Origin of the sequence: Buchnera aphidicola str. Bp (Baizongia pistaciae) (assembly GCF_000007725.1) — a bacterium.
Classification (GTDB): Bacteria; Pseudomonadota; Gammaproteobacteria; order Enterobacterales; family Enterobacteriaceae; genus Buchnera_B; species Buchnera_B aphidicola_H.
The window spans coordinates 53,657-75,629 of the sequence record NC_004545.1 but is presented as its reverse complement, the minus strand read 5'-3'; the positions used below and the strand labels follow the sequence as shown (position 1 = coordinate 75,629).

General features: G+C 25.3%; 17 protein-coding genes and 3 tRNA genes. 11 read left to right on the top strand and 9 right to left on the bottom strand.

What is annotated here, in order from left to right:
• Positions 1 to 137 precede the first annotated feature (137 nt).
• Complete coding sequence (gene fliE, locus BBP_RS00340) at positions 138 to 440, top strand: flagellar hook-basal body complex protein FliE (RefSeq protein WP_011091204.1); 303 nt, start codon at positions 138 to 140, stop codon at positions 438 to 440.
• 130 nt (positions 441 to 570) lie between these two features.
• On the opposite strand, the gene BBP_RS00335 is transcribed toward fliE, so the two are convergent.
• Both BBP_RS00335 and gltX read right to left on the bottom strand, forming a co-directional pair.
• Positions 571 to 643, bottom strand: a tRNA-Ala gene (locus BBP_RS00335).
• Between the two features lie 73 nt (positions 644 to 716).
• Positions 717 to 2,135, bottom strand: a complete 1,419-nt coding sequence (gltX, locus tag BBP_RS00330) for a glutamate--tRNA ligase (protein ID WP_011091203.1) — start codon at positions 2,133 to 2,135, stop codon at positions 717 to 719.
• Between the two features lie 134 nt (positions 2,136 to 2,269).
• Between gltX and BBP_RS00325 the strand changes: the two genes are divergently transcribed.
• Together BBP_RS00325 and BBP_RS00320 are read left to right on the top strand one after the other, a co-directional pair.
• A tRNA-Val gene (locus BBP_RS00325) sits at positions 2,270 to 2,342 on the top strand.
• A gap of 10 nt (positions 2,343 to 2,352) precedes the next feature.
• Positions 2,353 to 2,425: transfer RNA gene (locus BBP_RS00320), tRNA-Lys, on the top strand.
• A 44-nt stretch (positions 2,426 to 2,469) separates the two neighbouring features.
• On the opposite strand, the gene ligA is transcribed toward BBP_RS00320, so the two are convergent.
• Positions 2,470 to 4,488, bottom strand: a complete 2,019-nt coding sequence (gene ligA, locus BBP_RS00315; RefSeq protein WP_011091202.1) for an NAD-dependent DNA ligase LigA — start codon at positions 4,486 to 4,488, stop codon at positions 2,470 to 2,472.
• Positions 4,489 to 6,047: 1,559 nt separating this feature from the next.
• On the opposite strand from ligA, the gene BBP_RS00310 reads away from it, so the two are divergent.
• From BBP_RS00310 to BBP_RS00295, 4 genes are all read left to right on the top strand, one after another.
• Complete coding sequence (locus tag BBP_RS00310; RefSeq protein ID WP_011091201.1) at positions 6,048 to 6,305, top strand: HPr family phosphocarrier protein; 258 nt, start codon at positions 6,048 to 6,050, stop codon at positions 6,303 to 6,305.
• A gap of 174 nt (positions 6,306 to 6,479) precedes the next feature.
• Positions 6,480 to 8,210 (top strand): phosphoenolpyruvate-protein phosphotransferase PtsI, encoded by a 1,731-nt coding sequence (ptsI, locus tag BBP_RS00305; RefSeq protein ID WP_011091200.1) that lies wholly within the window; start codon positions 6,480 to 6,482, stop codon positions 8,208 to 8,210.
• Positions 8,211 to 8,218: 8 nt separating this feature from the next.
• Positions 8,219 to 8,725: a PTS glucose transporter subunit IIA gene (gene crr, locus BBP_RS00300; protein ID WP_011091199.1), complete on the top strand. Its 507-nt coding sequence runs from the start codon at positions 8,219 to 8,221 to the stop codon at positions 8,723 to 8,725.
• A gap of 131 nt (positions 8,726 to 8,856) precedes the next feature.
• The gene (locus tag BBP_RS00295; RefSeq protein ID WP_187145694.1) at positions 8,857 to 9,657 is read left to right on the top strand and encodes an undecaprenyl-diphosphate phosphatase; all 801 of its coding nucleotides are present in this window, start codon (positions 8,857 to 8,859) and stop codon (positions 9,655 to 9,657) included.
• Here BBP_RS00295 and BBP_RS00290 read toward each other — a convergent pair.
• Positions 9,654 to 10,913, bottom strand: coding sequence for a tRNA CCA-pyrophosphorylase (locus BBP_RS00290; RefSeq protein WP_011091197.1), 1,260 nt, complete (start codon positions 10,911 to 10,913; stop codon positions 9,654 to 9,656). The two genes, BBP_RS00295 and BBP_RS00290, sit on opposite strands and share 4 nt — an antisense overlap.
• 347 nt (positions 10,914 to 11,260) lie before the next feature.
• Here BBP_RS00290 and ribB point away from each other — a divergent pair, with 347 nt between their 5' ends.
• Complete coding sequence (ribB, locus tag BBP_RS00285; protein ID WP_011091196.1) at positions 11,261 to 11,896, top strand: 3,4-dihydroxy-2-butanone-4-phosphate synthase; 636 nt, start codon at positions 11,261 to 11,263, stop codon at positions 11,894 to 11,896.
• Positions 11,897 to 12,007: 111 nt separating this feature from the next.
• Here ribB and tsaD read toward each other — a convergent pair whose 3' ends face one another.
• Entirely contained in the window at positions 12,008 to 13,024 is a 1,017-nt protein-coding gene (tsaD, locus tag BBP_RS00280) for a tRNA (adenosine(37)-N6)-threonylcarbamoyltransferase complex transferase subunit TsaD (RefSeq protein ID WP_011091195.1), read from the bottom strand.
• A gap of 167 nt (positions 13,025 to 13,191) precedes the next feature.
• Here tsaD and rpsU point away from each other — a divergent pair, with 167 nt between their 5' ends.
• The 3 genes from rpsU to rpoD all read left to right on the top strand — a co-directional run bounded on the left by rpsU (position 13,192) and on the right by rpoD (position 17,317).
• Positions 13,192 to 13,407: a 30S ribosomal protein S21 gene (gene rpsU / locus BBP_RS00275; protein ID WP_011091194.1), complete on the top strand. Its 216-nt coding sequence runs from the start codon at positions 13,192 to 13,194 to the stop codon at positions 13,405 to 13,407.
• Positions 13,408 to 13,513: 106 nt separating this feature from the next.
• Positions 13,514 to 15,250, top strand: a complete 1,737-nt coding sequence (dnaG, locus tag BBP_RS00270; RefSeq protein WP_011091193.1) for a DNA primase — start codon at positions 13,514 to 13,516, stop codon at positions 15,248 to 15,250.
• Positions 15,251 to 15,442: 192 nt separating this feature from the next.
• Complete coding sequence (gene rpoD, locus BBP_RS00265) at positions 15,443 to 17,317, top strand: RNA polymerase sigma factor RpoD (RefSeq protein ID WP_416224303.1); 1,875 nt, start codon at positions 15,443 to 15,445, stop codon at positions 17,315 to 17,317.
• 190 nt (positions 17,318 to 17,507) lie between these two features.
• Here rpoD and BBP_RS00260 read toward each other — a convergent pair whose 3' ends face one another.
• The 4 genes from BBP_RS00260 to BBP_RS00245 form a co-directional block, all read right to left on the bottom strand.
• Positions 17,508 to 18,266 (bottom strand): serine O-acetyltransferase, encoded by a 759-nt coding sequence (locus tag BBP_RS00260; RefSeq protein ID WP_050703092.1) that lies wholly within the window; start codon positions 18,264 to 18,266, stop codon positions 17,508 to 17,510.
• Between the two features lie 253 nt (positions 18,267 to 18,519).
• A complete protein-coding gene (locus tag BBP_RS00255) occupies positions 18,520 to 18,963 on the bottom strand; it encodes a rhodanese-like domain-containing protein (protein WP_011091190.1) in 444 nt (147 codons plus the stop codon).
• Between the two features lie 183 nt (positions 18,964 to 19,146).
• Entirely contained in the window at positions 19,147 to 20,523 is a 1,377-nt protein-coding gene (gene argH, locus BBP_RS00250) for an argininosuccinate lyase (protein ID WP_011091189.1), read from the bottom strand.
• 113 nt (positions 20,524 to 20,636) lie between these two features.
• Entirely contained in the window at positions 20,637 to 21,866 is a 1,230-nt protein-coding gene (locus BBP_RS00245; RefSeq protein ID WP_011091188.1) for an argininosuccinate synthase, read from the bottom strand.
• Positions 21,867 to 21,973 lie beyond the last annotated feature (107 nt).

The window sequence follows — 21,973 nt, the reverse complement described above, 5'->3', positions numbered from 1 at the left end:
TTAGTAGTACATATTATATTCCAAATAATTTATAAACATGAAAATTTAATTACATAAGAATAGATATATATTAATAATACAAAATTTATGTTACATTACTATCATAAAATGTTCTAAATTTTAATTAAGAAATAATTATGAAAATACAAAATATAAACAATAACTTATATTCTGATGATGTAATACCATATCTTAGTACAGAAAAAATAACGCACCCAAAAAATTTCTATGAAAATTTTACTAATGCATTAAAAAAAACAAGCGCTAACGAAAGAAATATATTTGATAAAATAAATAATTCACAAATAGACGAATCAAATAGTTCTTTAAACGATATTATGGTAGATTTACAAAAAATATCTATTTCTATTCAATTTCTTGTTCAAGTAAAAAATAAACTGGTTGAAAGTTATCAAGAAATAATGAATATGCAAATTTAATCATATACTTTAATATATTAACTAAATTACAATACTTAGAAAATTCATACCTATAAAAAAGTTACTAAATTTAATTTAAATTTATATTTAATTTTATCTTCTAAAATAAAATTAATATATTTAATCGTTTTGGAGTTAAGCGGATTTGAACCGCTAACCCTTTGCATGCCATGCAAACGCTCTACCAATTGAGCTATAACCCCATAAAAGTTAAAAATTTAATTAAAACAGCAGTTCTAAATTAATTTAAATAAAAAAATGACTTTTGAAAAAACTTTATACTTCGAAACACATATTTTTAATATACAACAAAGCTTCTTTTATTCTTAATAAAAATTTATTTTTTCCAAGGAAACATATAACAGAACAAAGATTTGGAGAAAAAACATGTCCAGTTACAGCTATACGAATAGTCATAGAAACTTTTTTAAAACTTATTTGTAACTCGCATACAGAGCTATTTAACAAAGAACGTATTACTTCTACATTCCAAACTTCTAAATCTAAAAATTTATCATATATTTTTTTTAAAATTAATTTAGAAGAATTATCTAAATGTTTAGACATTATATTTGAATTAAAACAAATAGATTTATTATAAAAACATCTAGAATAATCAACAATTTCTTGCAAAGTATAATAACGAGAGCCTAATAACTTAACTAATTTAAGTAAATCTGAATCATTCTTATAATCTATATTATTTTTATTAAACTGATATTGTAAATGTTTTTTAATAACTGTTTCTGGCAAATTATTGATATAAAATCGATTTAACCATAATAATTTTTTTTTATTTAAACAACTAGAAGACTTATTAAGACTTTCTAACGTAAAATATTTTATCATTTCAGAAATACTAAAAATTTCTTGATTTCCATGCGACCAACCTAAACGAACTATATAATTTAATAAAGACTCTGGAAGATAACCACACAAACGATATTCTGATATACTAGTAATTGTATTATTTCTCTTAGATAACTTTTGTTTATCTTCAGATAATACCATTGAAACATGAGCATAAATAGGAATATTCGCATTTAATGCTCGTAATATATTAATCTGACGCGGCGTGTTACTAATATGATCTTCCCCCCTGATTACATGAGTAATATTCATATCTCTGTCATCTATTACTACACAAAAATTATAAGTTGGTATACCATCAGCTCGCTGAATAACTAAATCGTCTAATTCCTTATTTTCTATCGATATTTTTCCCCTAATTTTATCACAAAACGTAACACATCCAAAATCAGGATTACAAAATCTAATCACATAATCAGTGCTTAATATATCTTTTTTAACAAGATATCGACATTTACGATCATATTTTGGTTTTTTTCCTAATGATATCTGAAATTTTCTTAATTTTAATAACCTATCATTAGTACAATAACACTTATATGCCAAACCGGCTTCGACCATCTTTTTAATAATATTTCTATAATACTCTAACCTATCACTTTGAAAATATGGTCCTTCATCCCAATTTAATCCTAACCATTCCAAGTTATTAATTATTTCAGAAGTAAAAGCATTAGTTGAACGTCGTTTATCTGTATCCTCTATTCGTAAAACAAACTTCCCATTCATACTTTTCGCAAATAACCATGCATATAAAGCAGTACGAACACTTCCAATGTGCAAAGGCCCAGTAGGACTAGGAGCAAATCGAGTTTTAATTATCATACATTTCCAAATAAATTTTATGTTTGAAAACTTTAAAAAACAAAAAAATTTTGTAAAAACCGAAAATAAATATAAATTTTATAAAAAAAAAGATTGACTCTAAATTTCTAATCTTTACAATAGATAGATATAAAGGGTGATTAGCTCAATTGGTAGAGCATCTCCTTTACACGGAGAAGGTCGGCGGTTCGAGACCGTCATCACCCAAAATAATTTTGGGTCGTTAGCTCAGTTGGTAGAGCAGTTGACTTTTAATCAATTGGTCGCAGGTTCAAATCCTGCACGACCCATATATAACAAAATAAATGCTTCACTAAAAAAAATAATATTTATACTACAAGTAAACATTAATTATATTTAAAAACTCTTTTTCGTATATACCAGGTATACTAAATTTTTTAGCTTTTATTAGCTTTCTACCTGGTTTTTTACCTATTATAATATAATCTACTGATTTAGAAACAGAAGATACAACTATTATTCCTAATTTTTTAGATAGTTCTATAATTTTTGAACGAGAAAAATTAGAAAACGAACCACTAAATACAATTTTCTTTCTAAACAGGGTATTATTATTATCAATAATAGCATTAATATCTGAAGAAATATTTAATTTTTTCGATAACTTAAATATAATGTTTTTATTAAACTCATCATTAATAAAATTATATAAATTATCAGCTATATTTACACCAATCCCATTTATTAACAAAAATTCTTCTTTAGAAGAATTCATAAACTTATCTAATGTAAAGAAATAATTAGAAATACTCCTAGCTACTATACTTCCTACTTCAAATATTCCTAACGAACATAAAAATTTTGAAAAACTAACATTCTTAGAATTATTGATAGATCTTATAATGTTTTGTGATTTTATTATACCTATATTTTCTACTTTAGTTAACAACGATACATTTAAATCAAAAATATCTGATAAATCACTAACATAACCTAAATCTACTAATTTATCTATAATTTTTGGACCCAAACCAAGAATATTTAATCCCTTTTTAGAACAAAAATAATGTAATAACTTCTTAAATTGACTTAAACATTTTAATCCAGCCATACAACGTATTTTAATATTACTAAAACTATCAACCTTTAATTTTGAACCACATTCTGGACAAAATTTAGGAATACTAATGTCTTCGTTGCGTTGTAATTTACATTTAGATGCAACTTCAATTATGTGAGGAATTACATCGCCAGATCGCTTAATAAAAACAGAATCACCAATGTTTAAATTTAACCTTCTTATTTCATTAAAATTATGCAAAGAAACTTTTTTTATTAAAACACCAGATATATATATTGGAGTAACTTGCGCTACCGGAGTAATTACACCAGTACGCCCTACTTGATATAAAATATTCATTATTGTAGTTATTTTAATTTTATCAGAAAATTTATATGCAACTGCCCACCGAGGCGCTTTACTCGTAGTACTTAATGATTTTTGCAGACAAATAGAATCAACTTTAATCACTATTCCATCAATATTAAAATTTAAAAAATAGCGTTCATTTTGAATAAAATTATAAAAACGCAATATTTCATCATACGAAGAATGCAAAAAATTATAATCACTGATTGGAAAACCCCAACTTTTTAACTTTTTTAATCTCAAAAAGTGACTGTCCGTAAAATTTTCATAACTGCAATAACCACATCCATAGCAATAAAATGTCAAACTTCTTAATTCTGTTACTTTAGCATTTTTATGACGCAAAGACCCAGAAGCAGCATTTCTAGAATTCGAAAACAATTTTTTTTTAAATTTTGTCAACCGAACATTTAATTTTTTAAAATCACTTTTTAACATAAAAATTTCACCTCTTACCTCTAAAGTTTCAGGTATATCTATACCAATTAACTTTTTAGGAACAGACGAAATCATATTAACATTACTTGTTACATCTTCACCTTCATAACCATTACCCCGAGTTACAGCGCGAAACAATAGTCCATTTATATATATTAAATTTATAGCCACACCATCAAATTTTAATTCGGAACAAAAAAAAATTTTTTCGACTGTAATATTATTGACAATTTTTTTATAAAATTTTAAAAAATCATTTTTAATAAATACATTATTTAAAGATAACATTGGAGTAATATGACTAAACTTCTTAAATTCAGGTAAATTTTCTGAACCTACAGATTGTGTAGGAGAATCTTTAAATCTAACACTATATTTACATTTTTTTTCTAATCTTTGCAATTCTATCACTAAAAAATCATATTTTTCATCAGAAATTTTAGGAGAATTTAAAGTATGATACAAATACGCATGATAACGAATTTCATCTTGTAATTTTAATATATAATTTTTAATATCCTTCATACAACTTCCAATTAATAATATTTTTCTATATACCTAAAATATTTTTAAATTTAAGTTTATATAAATCAAAACTATAATTTTATAAAAAAATATATTAAATACATATAAATGTATATTATAACCACAAAAATACACTATTTTTAATACCTTTAAAACAGGTAACTTGAAAAAACTATAATACCATTAAATAGAATTTATAAAATTACTGTCATATCTTTTGTTACCATACTAAAATAAAACATATTAACTACCTAAAATTTATTTACCTAAACAATATAAAAATACGCTTTTTAATTATATAATTAATTATTACGCTAATAATGTATTATATCTAAGTTATTTTATAAAGCATAAAATTATAAACAACATGCAACTTATATTTAAATTTTTTATTACATAATTTATTTAATTACAATGCTATTGTTCTACTTTTAAAAAAAATTCTTTCAAAAAAAATATATTCTGCATATTAAAATATGCAACATTTATTATATATAAATGTTCTCTACTTCTAAAAAATACTTTGTTCAAATAACATAGTTCAAAACTTATCTAAAATGTTCTAAAAAATACTTATACAAAATAACACTAATTATTTTTAATTAAAATTATATTTATAAATCTTAATTATAACATGTAAAAACACCATATTATATCTAATACAATATGTAATATAAAAGTGTTATCCATACCTATAATAAAAATAACTAAAATTATTAGTAAAAATTAATATCTCTTTAAAATATATAATTTAATAACAAAATTAACACATACTATCTAAATACACTAAAAAAACATATTACAAAAAATTAAAAACTTCTAAAATTAATTAATTTAAAATTACTAATTAAAAATAATATAAAATGTAAAAAACTACTTATTAAATTTAAAACGTAGTTATAACAAGCAATCCAAACAATATTTGTTATTAATGACATTAAAATTCATTGTATCCTAAAATACATAAAAACATTTCTAGACTTAAAATTTAAAATAATAATTACAAAAAATTAAAACGTACTATTTACTATTATAAATCTTATTTATAAAAATGTTAATCAAAAATTAAACTATATAATTATTACAAAACTAAAAAAATAAAAAACTTATTAATTCACAAACTCGTTATCAACATGATCACCAAATACCAGAATTTATAAACTACTATAAAAATATAACAATACAACTTAAAAACAAAAAAGAAAAAAGACACCTTAACATCTACAAGAAATTATAATTAAATGTAAAATAATTTCATAACATTCAATACAAAAATTCAATAATTAAACAATTTTTGTAAACAAAATATTATCCCAATATTAATTTTTATTTTTAAAACAAAGAGTATTAATCTATTATAAAATATATAACTCTACACTAATTTTTTTAAAATAATCAAATTTTGATAATTATTCTAAAAATTTTTCATTAAAATAAAAAATATCTTTAATCATACATAAAATAATCAGTAAAAAAATCAAAACTAATACTTTTCATACATAAAATCTAAACGTACTACTAATAAAATGTTTCACAAAAATATAAATAAAGAGGAAAAAATGTTTCAGAGAGACATTAAAATTACAACACCTAACGGATTACACACTCGACCTGCTGCACTGTTAGTTAAGGAAGCAAAAAAATTTATTTCAGAAATTAACATAATTTCTAATGGAAAATCTGCAAACGCTAAAAGTTTATTTAAACTACAAACATTAGGATTAGTACAAAATAGTTTAATTACAATATCAGCACATGGTATAGATGAAAAAGTAGCAGTTGAAGATTTAGCAAAATTTCTAACAACGCTTAAATAAAAAAATATCATGTCTTTAAAAAAACAAAGACAGATTAAAAACTTCTTAACCGGAAGTAATTCAAAAAATATTACTTCCGGAATATGTTCTATCTATCCGGAAATGTCTCTGGATAAAACAAAAATTGTTGTAACTAAATGATTCAACTACTTATTCTATTTTAGAGGTTTTATTATGATTTCAGGCATTCTAGCGTCACCAGGTATAACCTTTGGAAAAGCTCTATTACTTAAAAACGAAATACTTTCCATAAATTACAAAAAAATTTCAAATCAAGATATTCATCAAGAAGTTAAAAAATTTATTAACGGAAAAAATAAAACTATCTGTCAACTCCAAGAAATAAAAAATAAAACACAACAAAAATTTGAAAATACGCAATCTAATATTTTCGAAGGACATATTATGCTACTTGAAGACGATGAATTTCAACAAAAAATAATTTCACTCATTCAAGATAGGAATATTTCTTCTGAATACGCTACAAAAATTATTATTGAAGAACACGCTAAAACATTGGAACAACTAAATGACGAATATCTAAAAAACAGAGCTATAGATATTCAAGACATTGGTAATAGATTACTAAAAAACATATTAAACATAGATATTAAAGATTTAAACAATATAAAAAATCCAGTAATTTTAATCGCTCGAGATTTAACTCCTTCAGAAACAGCACAAATAAATTTAAAAAAAGTACTAGGATTTATTACTGACTTGGGTGGACAAACATCACACACTTCTATTATTGCACGATCATTAGAACTACCAGCTATCGTCGGAACTAAAAATATAACAGAAAAAGCAAAAAATGATGACTTTATTATATTAGATAGTATTAATAATAAAATATCTATCAATCCTTCTCTAGAAGAAATTCACAGAATTAAACAAAAAAAGAAAAAATACGAATCAGAAAAAAAACTTTTAATAGAATCAAAAAATTTATATGCTATCACTAAAGATAAACATAAAGTAGAAATCGGGGCCAATATCAGCACTATCCAAGATATTAACAACGCTAAAAAATATGGAGCTGAATGTATAGGATTATATCGAACAGAATTTTTATTTATGAATAGAAACTATTTACCTTCTGAAGAAGAACAATTCAATACATATAAAACCATTGCTGAAGAAATGAAAAATAAATCTATTATCATAAGAACTATGGATGTCGGTGGTGATAAAAATATTTCGTATATGAATATTCCTAAAGAAGAAAACCCTTTTTTAGGATGGAGAGCTATTCGAATAGCCATAGATAGAAAAGAAATTTTACATGCACAATTAAAAGCGATATTGAGAGCATCTGCTTTTGGAAAATTACGAATTATGTTTCCAATGATTATTTCAGTTGAAGAAGTTCGCACTCTTCAATACGAGTTAGAAAAATTAAAACAATTATTACATCATCAAAAAATACCATTTAATGCAAAAATAGAAGTAGGAATTATGATAGAAACTCCTGCATCAGCTATAATTGCACATCACTTAGCTCAAGAAGTTGATTTTTTTAGTATTGGCAGTAATGATTTAACCCAATATACTTTAGCTGTAGATCGAGGAAACGATTTGATTTCACATCTATATAACCCAATGAGCCCTTCTGTTCTAAGTCTTATTCAACAAGTAATTAATGCTTCACACAAAGTAGGTAAATGGACTGGCATGTGCGGAGAATTAGCTGGAGATGAAAAAGCTACATTATTATTATTAGGAATGGGATTAGACGAATTTAGCATGAGCGCAGCTACAATACCAAAAATAAAAAAAATAATTCGAGAATCCACTTTTTTAGATGTAAAAAAATTAGCAAAAAAAGTACTTTTACAACCAACTTATAATGAAGTTAATAATACGATCAATACATTTATTAATATTAATAATAAAAATAAATAGAGGAAATAATGAAATTTTTTTCTAATTTCTTTAAAAATAAAAACAATTTATCATCTCATAATGTAATTAACATTTTTGCTCCAATTTCCGGGGACATTGTTGAAATAGAATCTGTTCCTGACGAAGTTTTTTCAAACAAAATAGTAGGTGATGGAATTGCTATATCACCAAATAGTAATATATTACTAGCACCTATAAATGGCACAATTGGACGAATATTTGAAACATTACATGCATTTTCAATAAAATCAGATGATGATATTGAACTATTTGTACATTTTGGAATAGATACAGTAAAATTGAAGGGTAGAGGTTTTAAAAAAATCTCTGAAGAAAACATCGCCGTTAAAATAGGAGATCCAATCATTTTTATAGATTTACCCTTTTTAAAAAAATTAGTAAAATCTACATTAACACCTGTAATCATATCTAATATAGATAAATTTAAAAAAATCACTAAAAACACTGGATCAGTTATAGCTGGAAAAACTGTAATTTTTTCTGTACAAAAATAAATATGCTATATAGGTGAAACGGCTTATTTATCTTCCGTTTTGCCTATTTAATACCTTAAAAAAACTATTTACAAAAAATAAATACTCAAAAACATTTAATTATATCTAAAACATAAATATCATACATGACTATGACTACTAATATATTTAATGCTATCATTCTTGGAATTGTCGAAGGTATTACAGAATTTTTTCCTATTTCATCTTCAGGACACTTACTAATATTTACTAACATCCTTGAAATGAAAAACAACGAAATTAAAATACTAAACACAATTATTCAAACCGGAGCTGCATTATCAATTTTATTACATTTTAAAGAAAAATTTGTTATATTTTTGGAACAAATTTTTATCTGCAAACAAATTACCAAAAAAAATGATCTGATATATCATCATATTATTTTAGGAAATATCCCAATTATATTTATAGGACTATGCATATATCAATATATTAAATATTTGTCTAATTTTTATAGCATAATATATGCATTAATATTTGGTACAATCTTATTAATATTAACTGAAATTTCAAAAACTAAAATTAGTTCTAACAAAAATATAGAAACACCACAAATATTAATTATCGGAATATTTCAATGCCTAGCATTATGGCCGGGATTTTCTAGATCTTGTGCAACAATTTCTGCAGGAATATTATCTGGATTAAAACAATCAAAATCAGTAGAATTTTCATTCATATTATCTGTTCCTATTTTTTTTGGAGCAAGTGTTTTAGATGTTATAAACAACTTTTACGACATATCTATAAATAACATACCAATGCTATTTTCAGGATTTTTATCTGCATTTATCACCTCAAATATTGTTATTAAAAGATGTTTAAACACAATGAAAAACTGTTCATTAATTCCATTTATAATTTACAGATCAATACTATCTATAATAATCTATTTATTTTTCATGCATTAAAAACAACACTTTTTATATACCGTAATATTCTGTCTCCAATTTTCTATAGCATTAATTCTTAAACGAATTAATTCATATTTAATTTGTAAACCTGAAAACCCCATTTTTAAAATAGGTTTAATAGATATTTTATTAGCAACATTGAAAGCATATTTTAAAAAATTTCTTGGATACTGTTGACAAGTTATATTTTTAAAATATGCATTTCTACTCACACAAAAATTATTTAAAACCGATAATTTTCTTATCATATAAGGTTTTCTCCATGCATCAATTATATAAAAAAACATTATAATATCTTTTGAAGATTGATAATGAATTACACTCAAAAATTTATAAAATCTAGAAAAACAAATAGATACATTTTTTATATAAGCAGGAATACAAAATCGCTGACACAACGCTTTAAAATATCTAACTAATTCTTTTTGATTAATAACTAATATATACGAACTAGTATCAATGAATAACATTCGATTAATACAAAAAAATAAATATGAAAAACGAATATCTATATCTCTACTAATTTTAGAAAGTTCAGCTAAACCCATAAAAATGTCAAAGGTATCATAAAAATTATGATACATATTATCAATACAATAATATTGACGTTGATAAACTAAATTAATTTCAGGAAATATAACTGATAAAGCATTACAATTTTTCAATACTTGAAAATAAACATGAGGATTATCCGTATTAAATGCTTTTTCAGTCTCTTTCCATACTCTATCTCTAGTCAAATTTAACAACTCATTGTTTTTCACAACAATAGACATAATTTTCATAGTTTCTGTTGCAATTCTAAACCCTAAATGATGAAACAATGCACAAAATCTTGCTATTCTAAGAACTCTTAAAGGATCTTCGCTAAATGCTGGCGAAACATGCCGCAATATACGATTTTTTATGTCTCGTATACCTTTAAAAGGATCAATATAATTTCCATTATTATCCTGAGCTATAGCATTTATAGTTAAATCTCTTCTCATTAAATCTTCTTTTAAAGTAACTTTATTAGAATAATCAAACGAAAAACCTGTATGTCCTACACCTATTTTTCGATCAACTCTCGCTAACGAATATTCTTCCTTGCTATACGGATGCAAAAATACTGGAAAACCTTTACCTACTTGCTTAAATTTTAAACTTAACAAAATTTCAGGAGTAGCACCAACTACAACCCAATCTCTATCTTGAACAGGTAAATTTAAAAATTTGTTTCTAATTGCTCCTCCTACTAAATATACTTTCATATGCTATTATTCCTGATAAAAATTAATAAAATACATCAACATGAAAAACAACGTTAATACCAAAAACTATACTTATATCATTAAGTAACAAATACATTCACATTATTTGTATATTAACAATTATAAAACATAAAACTAAACCTATCTTTTATATAAAAACATAATTTATAAAAACTTTATATTTACCTGATAATTTATTCTATGCTAATCAGGAACATGAAAATATTATTTAATCTAAAGTTGTGTTATTATTCAAATCGAATTAAATATATAATTAAATGTTATCTCGTACTAAATTTAAAATATTAAAAAAATACAATAAATTATCTAAAATTAAGGTTTATAATATGACGCAAAATTTACTTGATCAATTTGGAACGCCAAAAACTCGTGTTAAAAATGCTATTAGCGCATTGAGATACGGTCATGGAATTATTGTATTAGACAACGAAGATAGAGAAAACGAAGGTGACTTAATTTTCTCAGGAGAAACAATGACTACAGAACAAATGGCATTAACCATTCGTTACGGAAGTGGAATCGTATGCTTATGTATCACTGAATCAAAAAGAAAACAATTAAAATTACCTATGATGGTACAAAATAACACTAGCAAATTTGGCACTAATTTTACTGTTACAATAGAAGCTGCCGAAGGTATATCTACAGGCGTATCTGCTAAAGATAGATTAACAACTATACGTGCAGCTATTAATGATAATGCTAAACCTAGTGATTTAAATCGACCTGGTCATATTTTTCCACTACAAGCACATAAGAATGGAATTCTAGGTAGAATTGGACACACAGAGGCTGCTATCGAATTTGTTACTTTAGCAGGGTTTAAACCTGCTGGAATAATATGCGAATTAACAAACAGAAACGGGACTATGTCTAAAGTACCTGATATAATAAAATTTTCTAAATTAAAAAAAATGACCATTGTCACTATTCGTGACCTTATACAATATATTTCAAGATAATTATAAATAAAAATTTCAACTTTTAAAATAATTTTAAATTAAATCTATACTTATAACTTAAATTATAATTTTAAAATATTTTTATTACATAATAAAGTACACTTATAATATTTATATTTTAGCTAAATCAACAATAGACCAATTAGGGTTAATTTTAATTTCTAAATTTAAACTTTTAAATTTTTTGTAACGAATTGAGCCAACATATGCTATCATAGCAGCATTATCAGAACAATATTTTAGATGAGAATAAAAAACCTTATAATTATATTGCTTAATTATTCTATTAATATGCATACGTAATACATCATTTTTGCTAACTCCTCCAGAAACTACTAAAGTGGTATATTTTAATTTCTTTAACGCTCTTATGCATTTTATAACTAATGAATCTACAACAGCATTCTCAAATTCTCTAGCAATGTTAGCTTTAATTTGAAAATCATTATTGTTTTTTTGAATAATGTTTAAAACAAAAGTTTTCAATCCAGAAAAACTAAAGTTTAAATTTGAATTATTAATCATAGGTCTAGGGAAATTAAACGTACCAGGAATACCAGATCGAGCCAACTTTGACAAATTTGATCCGCCTGGATAACCTAATCCTAAAGCTTGAGCTACTTTATCAAAAGCTTCACCAACTGCATCATCAAGTGTTTCACCTAATAGTTCATATTCTCCAATCCCTAAAGCATTAATTAATTGAGTATGTCCTCCAGATACCAATAATGCTAAAAACGGGAACGTAGGTTTAATATTTTCTAACATAGGAGTAAGAAGATGCGCTTCCATGTGATTCACCAACACTACTGGTACTTTTAAAGAATACGCTAATGCAGTACCAACTGATGCTCCTACTAATAATGACCCAACTAACCCAGGACCAGCTGTATATGCAACAGCATCAATCAAATTCTTTGATATTTTACCTTTTTTAAATATATTTTTTAATAAAACTATTAATATTTCTAAATGTTTTCGAGCTGAAAACTCAGGAACTATACCACCATAATAATTATACAATTGTGACTGACTATATACTTGATTAAATATAACACCATTATTAGTATCATATACTGCAACACAAGTATCATCACATGATGTTTCAATACCTAATATACATGTCATTGTTATTGTCAAACTTTACACAAATTTACAACTAAAATATCATAATAAAAAATTTTTGTATAATAATTATTTAACATTCAAAAAAACTATCAAACTATTAATACACATTGATAACACATCTATTTATATATTATAATAATACTTTTAAACTAAAAAAGATAACTTATATGCCAATAATTAAAGTACGCGACAACGAACCTTTTGATGTAGCATTACGAAGATTTAAGAGATCATGCGAAAAAGCAGGAATCTTGTCAGAAATACGAAGAAGAGAATTTTATGAAAAACCAACTACAGAACGAAAACGTGCAAAAGCATCAGCAATAAAACGATTAACCAAAAAACTGTCAAGAGAAAATCTAAAACGAATTCGATTATATTGATTTATTAAAAATAAAAACTAATAAATAATTTTTTTAAATTAACTATTTGGCCGTGTTTAAATACGGTCAAAATCTTTTAAATACTTACGCATCTACGTATAACGATATGCCTAGTCTAATTCCTAAAGAATTTATTAATGAATTAATATTTAAAACTAATATTATAGATATAATAAATACACGTTTACCTCTAAAAAAAGTTGGCAAAAATTACAATACTCATTGTCCTTTTCATCAAGAGAAAACACCATCTTTTACCGTAAATTTCGAAAAACAGTTTTATTTTTGCTTTGGATGTAACACTCATGGCAATATTATTGATTTTTTAATGAATTATGAACAATTAACGTTTGTAGAAAGTATCAAAGAATTAGCTAAAATTCATGGACTTACAATACCTTGTAAAAATATAAATAAAGAAAAATTATTTAATTATGAAAAAATAACTAATTTATATTTATTAACTAAAAATATTGCTGATCTTTACCACAGAAACATATTTAAAACAGAATATGCTTACCAATATATTTTAAATCGAGGAATTGATAAAAGTATGATTAAATACTTTAATCTCGGGTTTTCTCCTAAAAATTGGTATGATTTAGAAAAAAAAAATAAAAAACAATGCTATAACCAAAAAGAATTGCAAGAAATAGGAATTTTAAAAACCACTATTTTAGGTTATACATATGATCGCTTTAAAAATAGAATAATTTTCCCTATACGTAACAAAAACGGGAACATCGTAGGGTTTGGAGGAAGAACACTAAATAATCATATTCCAAAATATATAAATTCTCCAGAAACACAAATTTTTCATAAAGGCTTTCAATTATACGGCTTATATGAAATGCTTAAAACAAATCCTAAACCTAAACAAATATTAATCGTAGAAGGATATGTTGACGTTATAGCGCTAGTTCAATTTAAAATTAATTATACTATATCAACATTAGGAACAATAATATCAAACGAGCAAATTAAATTGCTATTTCGTACATCCAACACTATTATATTTTGCTATGATGGAGATGTTTCAGGACAAAAAGCTGCTTGGAGAACTTTAAATATTTCTTTATCTCATATTCATGATGGAAAAAACGTAAAATTTATATTTTTACCAAATAACGAAGATCCAGATTCAATAATTAGAAAAGAAGGACATGATAATTTTAAAATTAGAATAAAAAAATCAATTGATTTTTCAAAATTTTTACTTCAAACATTATTTAAAAAAACAGATTTAAATTCTATTAGTGAAAAATCACATACAAGCACAATAGCGATTTCACTAATTCGTAAAATTCCTGGAAAAATTACCCAAACATATCTTTTTCAAACATTAAGCAAAAAAATAGGAATTTTAGATTATCACGTCTTAATTAATAATAATATTAATAATATAAATACGAAAATATATACCAAAAAACCAATTAAAAAAACTACAATACGTATTGTAATTGCATTATTAATACAAAATCCATGGTTAGCACTGACACTTCCCTCTCTCAAACACTTACAAAACTATAAAATTATAGGTTTATCTTGTTTTTTAGATTTAGTTGAAAAATGCATTTCAATGCCAAATAGTAATACTGGACAAATACTAGAAAAATACAGAAATAAAAACATCTTTAAACACCTAGCTAATTTAGCAAAATGGGATCATATGATTCATAACGAAAAAATCAAAGATTTTTTCTTAGATTCATTAACTAAAATTTGCGACATTATTCTAGAAGATCGACAAAATAAACTAATATCTCAAGAACGACTAAATGGATTAAATAAACAAGAAAAATATGAATTATGGTCAATTAATAAAGAATTAGCAAAAAAATAACTTTGAACAATTACCATTGTTGTTAAATAATTCTAAAAAACTTTTAAAATATATAATTATTTTTATTCGTTTTTAATAAAAAACGTACTAATGTAATACTATTTATCTATATAATTTTAAAAACGATTGATATTAAAAACTAAAATATAATATCATTAATATTTACTTATTTACATATAAACTAACTCAAATATGATTAGAAATATCACTCTAATCATTAAGTGTGGATATCGTCTTATGGAGCAAAACCCACAGTCACAACTTAAACTACTAGTTACCTACGGAAAAGAACAAGGTTATTTAACCTATTCTGAAATTAATGATCATCTTTCAGATAATATCATCAATTCAGATCAAATAGAAGATATCATCCAAATGATTAATGATATGGGAATACAAGTAGTAGAAAAAGCACCAGATTCAGATGATCTTATCTTACATGAAATAAAAAGAAACAACGAAACTGATGAAGACATAGTAGAAGCTACCGCACAAGTACTATCTACCGTAGAATCAGAATTAGGACGAACAACTGATCCTGTTCGAATGTACATGCGTGAAATGGGAACAGTAGAACTATTAACTCGCGAAGGCGAAATCGATATAGCTAAGAGAATTGAAGACGGAATTAATCAAGTTCAATGTTCTGTTGCAGAATATCCAGAAGCAATCACTCATCTTTTAGAACAATACAATCGAGTAGAATTAGGTGAACTACGACTATCTGAACTAATTCATGGATTTGTGGATCCTAACGCAGAAGCAGTTCATACATCAATTACAAACCATATAAATACTAATTCAGAAGAACATCATCACAATGATAATACAGAAGAAAACAATGACGATGATCATCTTGTTGATCCAGAACTAGCACGAGAAAAATTTATAGCATTAAAAAATCAATATCACATTACTAATTACGCTATAAAAACTAAAAATAGAAATCATCAAGACACTTTAATCGAAATTAATAATTTATCAGAAATTTTTAAACAATTTAGACTAGTACCTAAACAATTTGATCATCTAGTAATTAATATGCGAAAAATGATGCAAAAAATCCGAATTCAAGAACGAAACATTGCAAAATTGTGTATAGAATACGGAAATATACCTAAAAAAGCTCTTTTAAACTTTTTTTCGTTACAAAAAACTAATCAAATTTGGAGCAAAATAGTACAAAATATTAAAAAACCTTGGATAGATAAATTTAATACCATCAAACCAGATATTCAAATGATACTCAAAAAACTCCAAAAAGTAGAAGAAGAAACTGGATTAACAATTCATCAAGTAAAAAATATTAACAAACGAATATCATTGGGAGAAGCAAAAGCTAAACGTGCTAAAAAAGAAATGGTTGAAGCAAATTTAAGATTAGTAATATCTATTGCAAAAAAATATACCAATCGAGGATTACAATTTTTAGATTTAATTCAAGAAGGGAATATTGGTCTTATGAAAGCAGTAGACAAATTCGAATATCGAAGAGGTTATAAATTTTCAACATATGCCACTTGGTGGATTAGACAAGCAATTACAAGATCTATTGCTGATCAAGCTCGAACTATTAGAATTCCCGTTCATATGATTGAAACTATAAATAAACTTAATAGAATCTCTCGACAAATCTTACAAGAAATTGGAAGAGAACCTACACCTGAAGAATTATCAGAACGAATGTTAATTCCCGAAGACAAAATAAGAAAAGTTCTAAAAATAGCTAAAGAACCTATTTCTATGGAAACTCCTATTGGTGAAGATGATGATTCTCACTTAGGAGATTTTTTAGAAGATACTAATATAGAATTACCACTAGATTCAGCAACTTCTGCAAGTCTTCGTTCTGCTACCAAAAATGTTTTGTCTGGTTTAACTACAAGAGAAGCCAAAGTTCTCCGAATGAGATTCGGTATTGATATGAATACTGACCACACTCTTGAAGAAGTAGGAAAACAATTTGATGTTACTCGAGAAAGAATACGCCAAATAGAAGCTAAAGCTTTAAGAAAACTAAGACATCCAAGCCGGTCAGAAATACTACGTAGTTTTCTAGATGATTAATAAATTTGATATAGCAAAATCGTTTTAAATAATGCTTTTTATTAATTAAAAGCTTCCTATCAAGTAAGGAAGCTTTTACTACCTTTTATTTTAAAATAAAACCAAAAAATATTAAACACACAATAAAATCAACCGTACTAAAATTAAAAATTTTAAAAAATAACTTTATAAACATCATTAATTTTTTTTATTATTCATTAATATTTTTAAAGCTAACTATTTTAGCCAAAACACTCGTTACAATCGAATTTGGAGGAACAGATTGCAATACTACAGTACAAGCTTGAATTTTCGTTTTTTCTCCAATTACAACATTTCCCAATATTGCAACATTAGCACCAATTATTACTCCTTCATTAATCTTAGGACATTGAACACTGGAAATTTTAAAAGCACTACCTAATAATGCTAAAGACTGCGATAATACCGATACACTATCTTTTATAGCTGACGTTTGCCCAATTGTAATACCGATAGCATTATCTAACACAATTCCAGATCCTATCATAGAAGCAGGATGAATATCTACTGAAAACAAACATGATATTCTATTTTGAAAATACAATGCTAAAGATTTTTTTTCTTCACACCATAGAAAATTACTAATACGATATGCTTGTAATGCATGAAAACCCTTAGAATGTAACAAAGAAAAAGAATAACAATGTACTAAACCATGATTAAACAAAGCTTTTATATCTTGAATAGCATATGCAACTATTTTACGACAAGCAATATATACTTTATTAATTATATCTCGAACAAAAACAGTAGACATAACTTTATTTGACAATTGGTTAGATAAAATATAACTTAACGCCATATCAAAACTATCGTGTTGAAGTATATAAGCATGATAAAATCCAGCTAATTCAGGTTCTTGGTCCATTAAAATTTCTACTTCAGATATAATTTGATGCCAAATTATCTCTACTTCTTTAGATGACATTATCATTTCCAAATAAATGTAATACGCAACTTAACTATACTATAAATACAGTTATTTTTTAAATAAAAATATACACATTATTAAAATTAATTTTTAATAATTTTATTATAAACACAAAATATACCAACGTTAAGACAATACCCTTTATATATTAATATCACACTTTAAAAAATACTATGTAACCTCAACCTATTCATTATTTTAAATACACTTTATACACTCTAAAAAACATGCTCAAAAAAATGTGACGTAGCTATTTAAGACAAACTGTTGGATAATTATTAGACAACCAACCGTTCATACCGCCCCTTAATATATAAATTTTATTGCATCCAATAGATTTAAAAAAATTAACATAATTTCTATCTATTTGATTATCATTTTTAAAAACTATAACTATTGAAAAATTTTTATATTTTTTAAATACACTTATATTACAAACAGATTTAACATCTATATAAGGTATATTTACAGAATTAATAATATGACCTTTTAAAAAACACTTTTCAGTTCTAGCATCTATGATTAACAAACATCTATCATAATTTATACAACGTATTAATTTCATAATGCTAATAAATTGTGTACAAAATAAAATATCTTTTAATGTAAAAAAAATCATTAATACACAAGAAATCAACCAAATAACACTTAAAAAAACATGATCACAAAAAAAACTTACAATAATTTTAAACAAAATAAAATTTCCAATCCTAAATTAAATAACTATAATTTTATCAAACACACTAAAAAAAATTAGTTATACATAAATCGTATTATTATAACTTAAATTCTAAAAAGAAATTAAATTTTAAAACAGAAATATCAAAGATATATTTTTATTTACATCTAACTATAAAACAACAAATAATTTTAAAATTTATATTTTTAATTGTTTTTTCTCACAAATAATAGCCTTGGAAACTATTTTTGGAGCTACCCCACCTTTGGAGTTTCGTTTTTCTAATAATGATATAACATCTAAAAAATTATACACATCTAATTCAATACTAGAACTATATTTTTTGAATATAGATAAATCTAATTTTTCTAACGGAACATTCAATTTCAAAGCCTCTAAGACAATTTGTCCTGTAATATGATGAGCATCACGAAAAGTAATTCCTTTGTTAACCAAATAATCAGCTAATTCAGTAGCATTAGAATAGCTTTTTTTAGATGCTTTCAAACAATTTATACTATTTATATGTAAATTTTTTAAAACTAACGAAGACATAAATAAACATTTACTCCAAGTATTCAAAGCGTCAAACAATCCTTTTTTATCTTCTTGCATATCTTTGTTGTATGATAATGGAAGACCTTTTAAAACTACCAAAATACTAACTAAAAAGCCAAAAACTCTCCCAGATTTCGCTCTAATTAATTCTAATGAATCAGGATTCTTTTTTTGTGGCATTAATGATGAACCAGATGTAATTGTATCTGATAATTCAACAAATTTTGATTCTGAAGAATTAAAAAAAATTAAATCTTCAGCAAACCTTGATAAATGCATCATACTAATAGAAGCTACAGACGCTAATTCCACTACATAATCTCTATCAGATACACTATCTAAACTATTATTCGTAGCAGATTTAAACCCCATACTTTTAGCTAAATTTTCTCTATCAATGTTCCATGTAGTTCCAGATATTGCACCGCAACCCAAGGGACTACTATTCAATCTCTTTAACGCATCTTTTAAACGATCTTCATCTCTTTTTATCATTTCTAAATATGCTAAACACCAAAAAGAAAAAGTAATTGGCTGTGCGCGTTGCAAATGAGTATATCCAGGCATAATAACACTCTGTGTATTATCTGAAATTTTTATCAATTCTATTTTAAATTCAATAATTCTATTAAATAAATCCTTAATTTTATGTTTACACCATAATTTTAAATCTGTAGCTATCTGATCATTTCTACTTCTTCCAGTATGCAATTTTTTTCCTAAATCTCCAACTAACAAAATTAATTGCGTTTCTACCCAACTATGTACATCTTCTAAGTTGCTATCTAACACTATATTAGGTGTCTTCTTGACAATACATAATAATTTTTGCAAAGCATTTTTTATTTCATTACATTCTGATTTTATTAATACCCCTGATTTTAATAACGCATCTGCCCAAGACATAGAACTAAAAATATCCTGTTCTACTAATTTATAATCAGTTTGAATAGAACTATTAAATTTTTTAAAAAACGAATTAGATTCATGAACAAATCGGCCTCCCCACAATTTCATACAATTACTCCAATTAATTTCATATATATAAATACATTTTTACTCTATACTAACATTCTAAAAATAATCAATATTAAAAAAATACTCACTCGACATAATAAATATAATACTAACTACTTCATTAACGCCTTATTCATACACTTATTTATAGCTCTTATCTTCGAAGGCAAAGAATATAACTTAATAAATCCATCAGCATCAGATTGACGATATACCTCGTCTTGATCAAATGTTGCAAATTCCTTAGAATATAAAGAATTAGGAGAAAACTTCCTAATAGCTGTTACTGTACCTTTATATAATTCTAAAATAACTTCTCCATCTATTTCAGTCGCTAACTCTGTAGCCGCAGCTTGCAATGATTTCCGAAAAGGACTAAACCAATTTCCATTATAAATAACATAAGACATTTCTAAAGCTATTTGTTGCCTCCATTTATAACTATCTCTATCTAATACTAACTGTTCAAGTGAACGTAACGCATTTACTAAAATAGTTCCACCTGGAGTTTCATAACACGCTCGCGACTTCATACCTACTAAACGATTTTCAACAACATCAATACGTCCTATACCGTGTTTAATTCCAACTAAATTTAATTTTTCTAAACACTTAAACGGACTCAAAAATTCATTATTAACAGCAATAACGCTACCGTTTTTTATCTTAATAGAAATTATTTCTGGAACATTAGGAGCATCTTTTGGATCATTAGTCCAAGTCCAACAATCCTGATTCGGTTTATTCCATAAATCTTCTAAAACACCTCCTTCAGTAGAAACATGCCAAGCATTTTCATCTTTGCTATAAATTTTTTCAATAGAAGCAGTAGTTTTAACATTTTTTTCTTTTAGATAAGATAATAATTCTCCTCGAGATTTAAAACTCCATTCTCGCCATGGTGCAATAATTTTTAATTCTGGAGCTAATCCTACATATGCAGTTTCAAATCGAACTTGATCATTACCTTTTCCAGTAGCGCCATGACAAACACCATCAGCTTTTAATTTTAGAGCTAGATCTACTTGTGATTTAGCAATAATAGGACGAGCTAAAGCAGTACCTAATAAATAATTTTCCTCATACAATGCTCCAGATTTTAAAACAGGATATACATAATCTCGTATAAACTCTTCTCTTAAATCTTTAATAATACATTGAGATGCTCCAGATTTTAGAGCTTTGTATTCAATGTCTTTTAAATCCGCTTGATTTTGTCCTACATTTGCTACAAACGCTATTACTTCTGAAGAGTAATTTTCTTTTATCCAAGGAATAATAGCTGATGTATCTAATCCACCGGAATAAGCTAGTACAACTTTTTTGATGTTTTTATTTCGCATCTTTATATTCCAAAGTCAAAATCCTAAAAATAGTTATTGTTAAATAATAATTACAAACAATCTAAAGATTGTCATTTTTACAAATTATAAACCAATCTTAGTAATTA

Coding starts and splice junctions, on each gene's coding strand:
- crr (WP_011091199.1), top strand. CDS start 8,219: ATGAAATTTTTTTCTAATTTCTTTAAAAATAAAAACAATTTATCATCT.
- rpsU (WP_011091194.1), top strand. CDS start 13,192: ATGCCAATAATTAAAGTACGCGACAACGAACCTTTTGATGTAGCATTA.
- BBP_RS00290 (WP_011091197.1), bottom strand. CDS start 10,913: ATGAAAGTATATTTAGTAGGAGGAGCAATTAGAAACAAATTTTTAAAT.
- BBP_RS00310 (WP_011091201.1), top strand. CDS start 6,048: ATGTTTCAGAGAGACATTAAAATTACAACACCTAACGGATTACACACT.
- BBP_RS00260 (WP_050703092.1), bottom strand. CDS start 18,266: ATGTCATCTAAAGAAGTAGAGATAATTTGGCATCAAATTATATCTGAA.
- rpoD (WP_416224303.1), top strand. CDS start 15,443: ATGATTAGAAATATCACTCTAATCATTAAGTGTGGATATCGTCTTATG.
- ptsI (WP_011091200.1), top strand. CDS start 6,480: ATGATTTCAGGCATTCTAGCGTCACCAGGTATAACCTTTGGAAAAGCT.
- ligA (WP_011091202.1), bottom strand. CDS start 4,488: ATGAAGGATATTAAAAATTATATATTAAAATTACAAGATGAAATTCGT.
- argH (WP_011091189.1), bottom strand. CDS start 20,523: ATGAAATTGTGGGGAGGCCGATTTGTTCATGAATCTAATTCGTTTTTT.
- dnaG (WP_011091193.1), top strand. CDS start 13,514: ATGCCTAGTCTAATTCCTAAAGAATTTATTAATGAATTAATATTTAAA.
- gltX (WP_011091203.1), bottom strand. CDS start 2,135: ATGATAATTAAAACTCGATTTGCTCCTAGTCCTACTGGGCCTTTGCAC.
- ribB (WP_011091196.1), top strand. CDS start 11,261: ATGACGCAAAATTTACTTGATCAATTTGGAACGCCAAAAACTCGTGTT.
- tsaD (WP_011091195.1), bottom strand. CDS start 13,024: ATGACATGTATATTAGGTATTGAAACATCATGTGATGATACTTGTGTT.
- BBP_RS00245 (WP_011091188.1), bottom strand. CDS start 21,866: ATGCGAAATAAAAACATCAAAAAAGTTGTACTAGCTTATTCCGGTGGA.
- fliE (WP_011091204.1), top strand. CDS start 138: ATGAAAATACAAAATATAAACAATAACTTATATTCTGATGATGTAATA.
- BBP_RS00295 (WP_187145694.1), top strand. CDS start 8,857: ATGACTACTAATATATTTAATGCTATCATTCTTGGAATTGTCGAAGGT.